The following is a 12297-nucleotide window of genomic DNA, read 5'->3' as shown; positions in this document are numbered from 1 at the left end:
TTCACTACTCTGGCATGCGCCATCATCTGCCTTCGTGCCCTGAGCACATGGTTTTGAAACGCGCTCTAAGCTTTCCCGATCAGATAAGTCTCTTAGGTATTCTTCTACAAGCTGAGGATGTAGCACTGAGAGCAAGAAGGGATCTAAACCGTCGTCGTGCAAGAAACGAATTCGGTACTGGAGCAGTATCTCGTCGATTGAAGTTGCGCTTCTTAGCCTGTGTGCCGTGCCAGCGAATTGACTTAATCTACTCCAGAGGGATGAATAAGTATATTTCGCAAGCTTAGCTCTTAAGGCTTTTTCGTTGGAGCCGGTGTCTCGTATAGATTTAATTAGGTCAACGAAATTTTTGGGAGCAGGATGTGCTGGTTCTGAGGTTAGTCGCTTGGAGAAGTTAACTTCTCGTGATGGGCTCCAGCCAGTTTCCGCTGAGTGTATCTTTTCGAAGGCCGTAAGATCTCCCATTGCTACTGATATTCTTAGGTATCTTTCATCTCTCAGTTCTTTCATCAGAGGCATGAACTCATCGAAGTACATCTTCGAGGTGCTGCGGAAATCAGATGCCGCAGCCATCGCTTGGCTAACCAACCCTTCATAGAGATCGACTAACGATTGGCTTTGCAGTTGCCTAAGTAGGGTAGCCTCATGCTCGGGCGAAGCCGCGCTACCAAGAAGAATATGCTCGAGGAAGACCTCTTCTTCTGCATTGTCGATTCTTCGGATGTAGCTCTTGAGAGAAGCCTCGAAGACACCTGCGTCTGCGCCAGGCTCTGCTCTAACGCCCATCCAATATGCGAAGAATGAGATTGGCGCTTTCGTTTCGGAGAAAATGTTCCGCTCAATCCAGTCCTTTTGAGCTTCTAGACCTCCGGTCTGACCGATAAGGTAGCACAATGTTCCTAGAGCATGGTGAGACCAGCCTACAGATCTTGTAATTTCAGACAACTGCAAGAGAGCTTGTTCAAAGTCACCGCCTTCAAGCGCTATGTCAAACGACCTGCGCTGTCTGACATAAACCATGAGCGCTTTTTTTTCGGAACGCAGAATTCCTAACGCCCAAAAGAATTCTTCATCGAAGCCTTGAGTAAATCCGAGTTTGAGACCGCTAATAGTAGATGCAGATTTTGGGAGTAGGTGCTTAAAGTATTGTGAAAAGGGATGCGTTTTTCTGAGCCATGAAGAGAAAACTTCGGACTCGTTAGGCTTAAGAGATATTTTAAGCGCCTCTACAGCGACAGACCCGCCAGTTGAACCTCTAACGAGGTTTTTCAGATTTACATGCCGTGAGCGATTAGATTTCTTATTCCGCGGCATAGCTAGAAAAAACTCCGGCGGCGAATATGTGGAGGGCAGGCAGCCAACTTACTATTCAAGACATGCTCCAAATGAATTCTATTATAATTTTCAGATTGCATATGTAAAAATTCCTCGTCAACCTACACTCCAACACAAGTAGAATGGTTGTAGGATGTAAGCTAGCGGATTAGCGGCTTCGAGTGATCATAATGGACTCTCGGGTAGCAGCGACCTTCGAATGTTGCGCTTCAATGAAGGCATATCGAGCCTATGCTCATCGTCGGCCTACGGCCAGCTCCAGGGGCGTCTGCTGCCAGACATGAGGTCCGGATTTGCGCTGCTCTGCTGTCCGGCGGCTCCCCCCCAAACTGCGTCGATGCCCTTAGGCTTCTACAGGTCTACCAGCTGGATGTCCGCTTGTAGGGTAGTCTTGGATTATCCCACGTGTGCGGCGAATGGCCGGAAACCGTCCTTGAGACCGGCACGCAGCCGCCTCGCCGCGCGTTGCTTGAGCAACCGCTTTTCCGGTGTCTCTGTGATCGCTCTGCCGCACCGCCGTCCGTCGGCTTGCCGCCCTTTCTTCTGCCGCCGCTGAGGCGAGCTTCTACCACAATCCATCGAACCGACTAGCAGCTGTCCGCGTATATCGCGCGGTGTGCCGTGGGTCTCGGTGACCAAGATAATCTTGGATCAAGCGCAGGTCGTAGCCACGATTGGCAAGCGCGAAGCCGCAGGAATGGCGTAGCATATGGGGATGGACATGGCCGAGACCCGCGCGTTTCCCGGCCGTCGCCAACATATAGTTGACGGCCTGTCGGGTAACCGGCTGCTGCCGTTCGGAAACGAACAGCCAAGGCAGCCGGTCCTCCCGTTGGCCAAGCCAGCGCCGGATCGCCCTTAATTCGTCTCCCTCGACGGGATGCTCGACGCTCAGCCCGTGTTTCAGCCGCGGCACCCAAAGGCGAGACTGCGTCAGGTCGACATGGTCCCGGCGCAGGGAAGTGGCTTCAGAGACCCGCAGCCCGTGCCGGAACATCATCAGGACTAGCAGATGGTCGCGGGCGCCGTGGCGACCCGCCTTGGCGCTGGTAAGAAGCTTGTCGATCTGGGCAAGGCCCAGATAGTCCCGACCGCGTTCATGCGCATCGGCGGCCAGATCGACATCACTTTCGACATTTCGCCGTTTGGGCATCGTTTTGGCGGATCCGTGAAAACTAAGGAAACAAGCGCGCTGGCCTCACAGGCCTGATCATACTCTTTACAAAATGCGTATTCTGTCAAAAGTGAGCGTTCAGGGCTTCTGGCGCGCCTCCTCTTGATCGAGGCGGTTCTTCAGCGCCTGCAGAATGAAATCCTCTATCTCCTTCACCCGCAGTCCGTGGTCAAAGGCTAATCGATCCACAAGCTGGCTGATCTCGGGATTTTTGGGTCCATAAGGGCCCAGTCATCCAAGTCGTGACGGTCGGGATGGTGGCGAGGTGTCATCGTGTCTCTCGTTGCTCCTTGATGTCTCCCTATTAGGGAGACTGTGCATCGTACGGACGGACATTCACATAAGCTCATCCGGTGTCAGCCGCGTCCTGCCCGACAGAACTCCTTGAACAGGTCTAAGCGCGCGTGTCCTGTGGAACTGATAGATGCACCTGGATGGCCGATCAGCGTTGCCAGTCGCCTGTAGGCTTGCCACTCCTTCCAAATTGCATGTCCGAACCAAAGCAATGTCGGAAAGAGAAGCGCAGCGGACGACAGCCAGAGGGCTACTTCCCAAAGGGAAGCCTCCGCGACAGGAACAAATGCGGAAAACTTGATCTGGCCGAAAGCGAACACGATAGCGCTGGTGGCATAGACGGACCCCGCCCGTCTGCTGTGCGCCGTGGCCCGCGCCCAAGCCCGCTCAAGATCAATCTGCGCAAGTCCCCGGTCGACCAAAAATGGCGGCACGCGTCACCTCACTCTTTCAGCAGATCGACCCAATGCATGACATCCGGCATCCCTACACGGGTTCCATCCCGCAAGGCCTTCCACCACCCAGATATGATCTTGCCCTGGTTTTTCGGCGGCAGCGACGCCTGTGTCGCGACCAGATGGGCACCAAGCTCCTCGACAAAGGCGGCCAAGGCTTCCGCATCCTCACCTTCGCGGGGCAGACCTTGACCCAGCAGGACCCAGTTCGGAGCAAGTCCATGGCATGCCCGGAGCTGGCGCAAGAGCTCCGCAGAGATGCTCCGCGTTCCTTTTTCGTAATGCTGATACGAGCGCGGCGACACGTTGAGAGCCCACAACGGACAGTGACAAGCCTACTAAATGTAGTCCCGTTCGACCCGATAATCCTTCTGGATCATATCGATTAGAAGGGGTGCGCTTGGAAAAGCTGGTCCTCTAGGATACCGTTTCTCGGCCTCAGTGAGAGGGCGCTGGACACGCTTCCCATTCCAAAAAAACCAAAGGGTATCGTCGGCCTTCAGATTGTTCGTTGCTCTGAAAGTAGGAAAATTCTGAAGATGATCAGGCACTGCGACGTGAGCGATAAGCGAGAAAAGCCCTCTGCGGATACCGTCTTGTGTCAGGAACGTTGTGATGATTTGCGAATCACCCGCAACCACTGCGTCGAAATCCTTGGGCTCCTTGTCGTAAGAATCTCGGAACACTGCGATTACGAATTTCCACCGCTCGTGGGTATGCGTTCACCAGCCGTAACAGACACCTTCCAAAGTCAGAATTTAAAAAACGTCGCCTACCTTGACCGTCCGCCTATTGAGAACCGCCATCTATCAACTTCATTTTGTGTTCACCTGAGCAACCTCAAAAGGCGGCTTCGTCCCGCATAGCTGCCGCCAGTGTCGCGACCGGGCATTCGACGTAAGGAGCCCATCAGCGACACTCGTGCAGGCTGCAGCGAATGCAGGTGCAGCAAAAATGGCGAACTCAAACAGGCCGTTCGGCCTTCATCGACTGCTTCGCTGCAGCTTCCTGAGACCGGACGTTGATGCAAGCCGCAGCAAGACCAGCCACAATTGTCCTCTCCGCGGACCAAGCGGCCGATCCGGCTGCGCACCAAGGTTCTTGATGGAAGTGAAGCCAAATATGACCACGACGCTCGACACGAAACATCAGGACGTGGTGACGCAACTGGGAAGAGCCGCCTGCGACTAATGAGATTTCCTAAAACGGTATGTTGCAGAGGCAGCAGGATCACGAGATGTCCCTGCCGATCAGATAGCGTCGTGCACTCCCTTTGCTGATGGCCTCGATGCGGCACCCGGAACATCCAGTCCACAGCGACACCATCTCCGCCTTTTGGACCGCCCTCGTCGCATCGTGCCAGGCTTGCCTGACCAGTGCCCACTTCAGCACGGCATCTCAGATGTGAAAGCGGTCTCCTCTTCATCCGGCACAACCCGTGACGTGCCGCCAGCTTCTTCACAACAGTGCGCGCAGGTGACGCTGGCGATGCCAACTCATGCTCCTTCCAACAGGCGGATCTTCAACGCACGGAAGGCGCTGCGCGCCCGTGACTCGCGCTCGTGCTCGAGCATCTGCTCGATCTGCTGGCCCAGCTGACGCAGGCGCGCCTCGCCGAGGCGTTGAGCCTCCTTGAACATCGACGTCTCTTCGGATGAGGCATGGTGGTCAACCGCCGCGTGAAGCGCACGGAGCTGCTGTTCGAACTCTGGCGAAGACGGTCCGAGGCGCAGCGTCACTGCCAGCATGTCCGCAAGTTGCTGATGTTCGGCATGAGCTACAGGAACATCCTCGCTGACAGGTCGAACGGCAGGATAGAAAATGACGTCTTCGACATGTTCGTGGATCTCGAGCTCTCCGGCCAGAAGCCGCATCATGTCCCGGCGTTCCGGGTCACTGGAGTCCATCGCCTCGACGGTCTCGAACAGCCGGCGGAGCAGCTGGTGATGCTCAAACAGGACCTCATCGGCCTTGCGCGCTCCGGGCGGCACATCTGCGCCCGCGTAAGCCTCAGACTCAGCCTCCGCGCGCCCAGCCGCGATTTCTTCGGACGTGAGCGCCTCGTCCCCGGGCTCTTGCACGCGCCGGATTTCGATTTGGTCGTCCCTGATCTGCACTTTGTACCGAGGCTGCGGCGCGGTCGACGGGCCATCGAGGACCCGGCCGCTGGCGAGGCAGAAGCGAGAGCCGTGCCAAGGGCACACGAGGCCGCCGTTCTGGACCCAGCCTTCGTCAAGTGGCCCTCCCATATGCGAACACCGCGACCCCATGTCATGGATGCGTCCCTGATGACGCACCAGAACCACGCCGACCATAGCCCGCGCCGCCGGATCCCACAGCTCAACGCGCCGTGGGCGATCCTCCTTCAGTTCGGCGACGGGAAGAACGGGATGAAAGTCCCGCGGCTCGGGCGAGCGATCTGCCTGATCGACACCAATGCGGCGGCGATACACCAGATGCCCGCCAAGATACGCCCCCGCTGCCAGAGCCAGCCAGCCGGCACCGCTGACGACGCGGCCAAGGCCGCGGCGGCCCCGGCGGCGCAGCGCGAGCGAGCCGATGTTCAGCCCAAGCGCAGCTGTGTTCAGTGCTGCGTGTCCCAGCCCGGTGCGCCGGTCGCGCCCGTGGACCTGACGCCAGTCCGCCATCCCGGCCGCAGCGGCCATAACGGCGCCGGCCACGCCAACCTTCAGTGCCAGGTCTGCAGCCCGGCCAACGTGTCGTTGCTTCGCAAGGCCAAGCGCCTCGGAGCTGTCGAGCGCGAGCGCCATCGTCCATGTACCCACCGGGATTGTCGCCAGCACGGGATGAAGAGGATGACCCAGCCAAGTGCCGTGCAGAACGTTCTGGATCGGCTGGGAAGCGGTGCCTGTCACCTCAAGTGCCGTTGTCACAACATCGGCCACCGCATAGGCGGGAGTATCCAGTTTCTCGGCCGCTTCCAGCGATGCTGCAAAGCGCTCTGGCAGGGATGTCATGAAGGTCCTCCATTCGATGAATGTGCAGGCAAGCCGAAGGGCCAAGTCCGGGGAAGTGCAACATGTCGCATACCCGTCGTGGGGGCTAGCAGGGCCGTTGTGCGGTCGAACCACACCCAGCCATCATATTGGCCCGCGGGCTCGGTCTGCATGTAGTGGCTGCCCAACTCTGTCTCTGGGCAATAGATCGCCTCGACGAAGCGCTGCAGGCGGCGGCTGGACAATGCGGCGGCAAGGTCTGGTGCAGCGGTCATATCCAGCGGAAAGCGGGAAAGGCCGCTGTCATCGGATTGCCGCTCGAAGCTGTCCGGATGGGACGGACGAACGGTCATGACCTCCTTCCGGACGTCCCAGTCATGGGCGGCGGTGAGGCTTTGCGGGCCGCTGCCACCTTGCTCGGCCCTTGCGGGAGTGACGTCGTCCGTCTCCTTGGGTTCTTCGCTCACCTTGCGACTCCTATGGCCAGGCTTTCTGACCAGCGCGCCTGTCCAACCGGCGCCACATGCGAATGTTCCGCCTGCCGGGCTGCGGGAATAAACATACCCGCCCCAGGTTTGATGCCTTGAGCAAGTGACGGAGGGCCCCATGGCGACGACAAGGAGCGTGCAGGATGTATTTCTGGATGGTCTGCGCAACGCGCATGAACGGCGCATGGCCGCGGCCATCGCCGAAGGTCTCGATGCGGTGACGCGGCGCTATGTGCAGCTGGACGCCTCGGACGAGCGGGCGGACATTTGAAGGGCCGCCCGATGCCCGAGGTCGACTTTCGCGAGGTGGTGATCATCGGCGCCGGCTTTGCGGGGCTGGAGGTCGCCAAGGCGCTCGGCCGCGCCGGGATCGGCGTTACGGTCATCGACCGCCGCAACCACCACCTGTTCCAGCCCTTGCTCTACCAAGTTGCAACCGCCGCCCTCTCGGCCACCGACGTGGCCGAGCCGATCCGCAAGATCCTGCGCCGCCATCCGTCCGTGCGGGTGATCTTCGGCGAGGTGACGACCATCGACACCAAGGCGCAGCACCTGCGCCTCAGCTGCGGGCAGGTGATCGGCTATCGGTACTTGGTCCTCGCCAGCGGGGCGAGCCACGGCTATTTCGGCCATGACGAATGGGCGCAATGGGCGCCGGGCCTGAAGACTATCGAGGACGCGCGGCACATACGCTCGCAGCTTCTGCTGACCTTCGAGCGGGCCGAGCGCGCCACCGACCCGGCCGAGCGTCAGCGGTTGCTGGAGATCGCGATCATCGGCGGCGGCACGACCGGGGTCGAGATGGCGGGCGCTATTGCCGAACTCAGCCGCCACACGTTGCTGCGCGACTTCCGCGCCATCGATCCCGGCGATGCGCGTGTCACGCTGGTCGAGGCGGGCCCGCGACTTCTCTCCGCCTTCACCGAAGAAATGTCCGCCTACGCCGCGGCGCGGCTCGAGCGGCTCGGCGTCACCGTCCGCACCGGCCAGCCGGTCGAAGAGATCGGCCCCACCATCGTCACCATCGCAGGTCACAGCCAGCCAGTCGGCGTGGTGATCTGGGCAGCGGGCGTTTCGGCCTCGCCCCTGGCCAAGCAGCTGGGGCCGACCGACCGCGCCGGTCGCATCGCCGTTGACGAGACGCTGGCCGTTTCCGGCCTGCCGCATGTCTATGCGCTTGGCGACGTGGCGCTGTTTGCCGGCCCCGAAGGCCGCCCGCTGCCGGGACTTGCACAGGTCGCCAAGCAGCAGAGGGTCCACCTGGGCCGCTCGCTGGCCGCCCATCTGAAGGACGACGCGCTGCTGCCACCCTTCCGCTATAACAGCCGCGGCAACACGGCGATCGTCGGCCGCCACGCCGCCGTCTTCGAGCAGGGCAAGTTCAGGCTGAAGGGTTGGCTGGCCTGGGCAACCTGGACGATCGTCCACGTCTACCTGCTTGTCGGCTTCCAGAACCGCTTCCTCGTTTCGATGCAGTGGCTCTGGCGCTACATGACCTATGAACGCGGCGCTCGCCTGATCGCCGGCGACTTCATCGAGAACGATGATCCGGCAAGCGCGCCTGTGTCTCGCGACCGGCTGCGAAAGCCAGACAACCTGGAGGCAGCAATGCCCAACCCGCAGGAGACGGAGAATGCCAAGAACCGTGGAAATCAGCGTGCCGCCGAACCGCCCGCGAGAACTGCTGGAACGGCTGGAGAGGCTTAGCGGCGTCGCCGCCATTCTTGTTCACCCGGAAGCCTCCCACCTGCCGCCCGGCGACCTGGTGGTGATGCGCGGCACCAATCAGGCCGCTGAGGCCGCTGTCCGTGTTGCCGCCGACATGCGCCTGATCGAAGCTGGCGGCGCGATGGCCATCAACGAGCCGCTTGGCCTGGCCTCGGGCGAGCGGCGGCAGATGATCGAAGGCGATTCCAGCGACTCAACCTGGGAAGAGATCGACACGCTGCTTCGGCGCGACACCAACCCCTCGTTGAACTTCCTTGGGATGATGGTGGTGGCGGGGGCGGTCGCGGGCGCCGGGCTGATGCAGGACATCCTGCACATCGTGATCGGCGCCATGCTGATCGCCCCCGGCTTCGAGCCGCTGGTCCGCGTGTCGGCAGGACTGGCATGCGGACTGCGCGACAGCGCATGGCGCGGAGTGCTGTCGGCGGCTCTGGCCTATGTCGTGCTGGCATTGGGCGCCGTGGGGGGCATGTTCGCTGCGATTTGGCTGGACCCGGCGCTGGCTTTGGCCGACCTGCCAAGCCGGGACTGGGTCCAGTTCTGGACCGACGTCAAGCTGGGCAGCGTCGCCGTGGCCTTCTTTGCCGGTCTTGCCGTTGCGCTGGTGGTCAACTCGCACCAGACGGTCTTTGCGACAGGCGTGATGATCGCGCTGGCGCTGGTGCCGGGGATGGCGATCTTCGGCATCGGCTTTGCCGCGGGCCTGCCGCAACTCGCGTTGCTGGGCCTTGGACGTTGGGCGGTGGATGCCGCCTGCGTGCTGATCTCCAGCGGGCTGGTCTTCGGCGTCAAGCGCGCCATGCTCGGCCGTTCCGCGCAGCAATGATGCCTGCGGCCTTGTCAGTCTGCGCGACGGCATGCCCAGCAGCCAGTTCAGCTCAGACTGTGCGCCAACGCACACAACCTTTTTACGGACCAAGCTCTAGAACTACACAGTCCTTGACAGGGCTAAAGCAACGACCACCAAGAGACTACCGTGATGAACAACATCGAAGCAGCTATCGTGAACGAGCTCCGGAACTGGGCAGGCCTGTCGCCGGCCTCAGCCCATGACGCTCATGCCGTGCGAGGAGCCATCGGCTGCTCGTCCCTCCAATTCGATGCAGCCTTGGTCCGGCTGTCGGACATGGGCGTTGTCGGCACCATCATGAGCGACCTCTACCTGAAGCAAGATGCCGCTCCTCTGATGCAGATGTTCGAGAAGACAGGAGCAGGCGCAGCGGCTGCAACGGCATCGCCCGACATCCTGCAAAACTAAACCTAATCTGACCGCCGGGAACATCGTCGAGCCGCGGCGGTTACACTACCCAGACTCAAAAGAAAAACCGTCTTTTGGCACAGAGGGCGCCGGGTGATGGCACCGTCGGTTTAGAACAGAGGAGACGCACCGTGCTGGCAGCCGACTACCGGGGACCGTACCGCATCCGCGTCTCCCACAAGCCCGAGCCGGAGATCCTTCACCCGCGGGACGCGATCGTGCGCGTCACGCGGTCCTGTGTCTGCGGCTCGGACCTGCATCTTTATCATGGGCTCGTGCCGGACACCCGCGTCGGCATGACCTTTGGCCACGAGTTCTGCGGCATCGTCGAGGAGATCGGCAGCGAGGTCGAAACCATCAAGCCGGGCGATCACGTGCTGGTGCCGTTCAACATCGCCTGCGGACAATGCCACTTCTGCAAACAAGGCCTCTTCGGCAACTGCCACGAGGCCAATGCGCAGGCGACGGCGGTCGGTGGGATCTACGGCTACTCGCACACTGCAGGGGGCTATGACGGCGGGCAGGCGCAATATGTGCGCGTGCCCTATGCCGATGTCGGCCCGGCGCTGATCCCCGACTGGATGGACCCGGACGACGCGGTGATGCTGACCGACGTCGTGCCGACCGGCTATCAGGCCGCCGAGATGGGCGGCATCGCCCGCGGCGACACCGTTGTCGTCTTTGGCGCCGGTCCTGTCGGCATCATGGCCGCCCGCTGCGCGTGGCTGTTCGGCGCGGGGCGGGTCATCGTCATTGACCGGGAGCCCTACCGGCTGGAGTTTGCGCGCAGCTACTGCCCCGCCGAGGTCTACGACTTCCGCGAGATCCCCGACATGGCCGTCTTCATCAAGAAGCAGACGGACTCGCTCGGGGCCGATGTGTGTATCGACGCCGTCGGCGGCGACGCTTCCGGCAACGCGCTGCACACCCTCTTCGGCACAAAGCTGAAGTGGCAGGCCGGCTCGGCCATTCCGCTGCATTGGGCGATCAACTCGGTCAAGAAGGGCGGGATCGTGTCGATCGTTGGCGTCTATGGCCCGACCGGCAACATGGTGCCGATCGGCAATGTCGTGAACAAGGGCATCACGATCCGGGCCAATCAGGCATCGGTCAAGCGGCTGCTGCCCCGCCTGATCGAGCATGTGCGGAGCGGCGTGATAGACCCGAAGGCGCTGATCACGCACCGTCTGTCGCTGGAGGATGTGCCCGATGCTTACCGGATGTTCTCGGGCAAGCTGGATGGCTGCATCAAGCCAGTGCTCTATCCCAACGGTTCCTGAGGAGGTTGCCATGGCTCATGTCCAACGACAAAACCGCCGGATCGATCCGGCCAGCGTGAAGGGTTGGGGCGTCGACATCGACCCGCGCAACGACCCGACCTATCCCTTCCGCCAGCGGACGGAGGAAGGGGGGCGGAAGATGGACTGGCCCCGGCCGCCCCTGCAGCCGCGCTCGGTCGAGATCCTCCGCTCTATCGAACACAACCGCCTGCCTGCGGTGTTCGGCACCTCGACCCCTCCACGCGGTCTCAGTGGGGCCCTGCGGCGGGCGGCCTTCGCCTACAGCGAGTCCGACTGGCGGCACTGGCTGATCCTTCTGGGCGCCGACCGGCTGAACATGGCCGAGGGCGACATTGGCGATCTGACCCGCGGCCATCTCCCCAACATCCCCCGCGAGATGGGCCTGCGCGCCGAGTGGCAGCACAACCGGGCGAACGTGATCGGAAAGCTGGTTCTTGCAGCTTCGGTCTCTGCCGCTGTCTGGACGCTCTGCCGCAAGCCCAGAGAGAGATCAGGCGGCGGAGCAGTTGAGAAGGTACGGGAACATGCTGGTTCGTGAACAACTGGTCGGAGGTATAGCCTTGGAGGGTGACATGCAGAACTCTGACCGGATGTCAGAACGCGCGCACCAGATCTGGGAGGCCGAAGGTCACTCGGAGGGCCCTCACGCCGAGCATCGGGCCTAGGCTAAGGAAAAGCTGCGACTCAAAGGCGTTCTGAATGACGACACGCTGTCGCGCAACTATCAGGACGACACGCTGTCGCAAACGCCGCAAAACACGTCAGGATTTTGGTGGGCAAGCCGACGGTCGCATCCTGGGCGAGGACAAGGTTGGTGCGGCCGGCGAGCCGGATCAAGCGGAAGAAGGCAGCAATACATCCGAGGGACCTTGAGGTCATCCTTCTTGCGCAGAGACAGCCAGATGGTGCCGATGAAGGCTTGTGAGGGTACCGACATCGTCAACCGGGGATCGACCTGCGCACACGGGCGATGCTGACAGTCGCCATGTTGGCCGCCATGGGTACGGCTCCTGGGCAGCTGGAGTTTCACGTCCGCGCCGCCTTCAACACCGGCGTAACACGCGAAGAGATAATTGAGATCGTCTTGCAGGTTTCCGTTTATGCAGGTGTTCCTGCCTGCATGAATGCGATCACGGCGGCGAAAAGTGCCTTCGCTGCTTGCAATGTGTGACGTCAAGGGAGGATGACAGGCTCGTCCGCAAAGCGGACGGATCAGGGCGGCGGCCGAAGGGCCGCTTTGCGGGACCAAGCTGCCGTTCGCCGCACATGCAGCATCACTGCCCACGACACCTTGGAGATAATTCCGA

At 61.1% G+C, this 12297-nt stretch carries 12 protein-coding genes; 7 read left to right on the top strand and 5 right to left on the bottom strand.

Going from position 1 to position 12297, the window contains the following annotated elements; all coding sequences use genetic code 11:
- The 5 genes from ACLHHB_RS15175 to ACLHHB_RS15155 form a co-directional block, all read right to left on the bottom strand.
- Nucleotides 1-1314, bottom strand: a 1314-nt coding sequence (locus tag ACLHHB_RS15175; RefSeq protein WP_410219118.1) for a hypothetical protein, incomplete at its 3' end; no start/stop codon positions are given.
- A gap of 586 nt (nt 1315-1900) precedes the next feature.
- Complete coding sequence (locus tag ACLHHB_RS15170; RefSeq protein ID WP_410219117.1) at nt 1901-2488, bottom strand: tyrosine-type recombinase/integrase; 588 nt, start codon at nt 2486-2488, stop codon at nt 1901-1903.
- Nucleotides 2489-3245: 757 nt separating this feature from the next.
- Nucleotides 3246-3413, bottom strand: coding sequence for a hypothetical protein (locus ACLHHB_RS15165; protein ID WP_410219116.1), 168 nt, complete (start codon nt 3411-3413; stop codon nt 3246-3248).
- Between the two features lie 1341 nt (nt 3414-4754).
- A complete protein-coding gene (locus ACLHHB_RS15160; protein WP_410219115.1) occupies nt 4755-6134 on the bottom strand; it encodes a Rieske 2Fe-2S domain-containing protein in 1380 nt (459 codons plus the stop codon).
- Between the two features lie 98 nt (nt 6135-6232).
- Complete coding sequence (locus ACLHHB_RS15155) at nt 6233-6682, bottom strand: erythromycin esterase family protein (RefSeq protein ID WP_410219114.1); 450 nt, start codon at nt 6680-6682, stop codon at nt 6233-6235.
- A gap of 139 nt (nt 6683-6821) precedes the next feature.
- Here ACLHHB_RS15155 and ACLHHB_RS15150 point away from each other — a divergent pair, with 139 nt between their 5' ends.
- The 7 genes from ACLHHB_RS15150 to ACLHHB_RS15120 all read left to right on the top strand — a co-directional run bounded on the left by ACLHHB_RS15150 (nt 6822) and on the right by ACLHHB_RS15120 (nt 12161).
- Nucleotides 6822-6974: a hypothetical protein gene (locus tag ACLHHB_RS15150; protein ID WP_410219113.1), complete on the top strand. Its 153-nt coding sequence runs from the start codon at nt 6822-6824 to the stop codon at nt 6972-6974.
- A gap of 11 nt (nt 6975-6985) precedes the next feature.
- The gene (locus ACLHHB_RS15145; protein ID WP_410219112.1) at nt 6986-8410 is read left to right on the top strand and encodes an NAD(P)/FAD-dependent oxidoreductase; all 1425 of its coding nucleotides are present in this window, start codon (nt 6986-6988) and stop codon (nt 8408-8410) included.
- Complete coding sequence (locus tag ACLHHB_RS15140) at nt 8337-9257, top strand: DUF389 domain-containing protein (protein WP_410219111.1); 921 nt, start codon at nt 8337-8339, stop codon at nt 9255-9257. Before ACLHHB_RS15145 ends, ACLHHB_RS15140 begins: the two co-directional genes overlap by 74 nt.
- Nucleotides 9258-9410: 153 nt before the next feature.
- Nucleotides 9411-9689 (top strand): hypothetical protein, encoded by a 279-nt coding sequence (locus ACLHHB_RS15135; protein WP_410219110.1) that lies wholly within the window; start codon nt 9411-9413, stop codon nt 9687-9689.
- A 131-nt stretch (nt 9690-9820) separates the two neighbouring features.
- Complete coding sequence (locus tag ACLHHB_RS15130) at nt 9821-10969, top strand: zinc-dependent alcohol dehydrogenase (protein ID WP_410219109.1); 1149 nt, start codon at nt 9821-9823, stop codon at nt 10967-10969.
- Between the two features lie 10 nt (nt 10970-10979).
- Nucleotides 10980-11528: a hypothetical protein gene (locus ACLHHB_RS15125; protein ID WP_410219108.1), complete on the top strand. Its 549-nt coding sequence runs from the start codon at nt 10980-10982 to the stop codon at nt 11526-11528.
- A 411-nt stretch (nt 11529-11939) separates the two neighbouring features.
- On the top strand, nt 11940-12161 hold the full coding sequence (locus ACLHHB_RS15120; protein ID WP_410219119.1) for a carboxymuconolactone decarboxylase family protein: 222 nt from the start codon (nt 11940-11942) through the stop codon (nt 12159-12161).
- Nucleotides 12162-12297: the final 136 nt, after the last annotated feature.

The sequence above is a fragment of the Paracoccus sp. (in: a-proteobacteria) genome (assembly GCF_046462195.1).
GTDB lineage: Bacteria > Pseudomonadota > Alphaproteobacteria > Rhodobacterales > Rhodobacteraceae > Paracoccus.
This window is presented reverse-complemented; position numbering and strand designations above follow the sequence as displayed.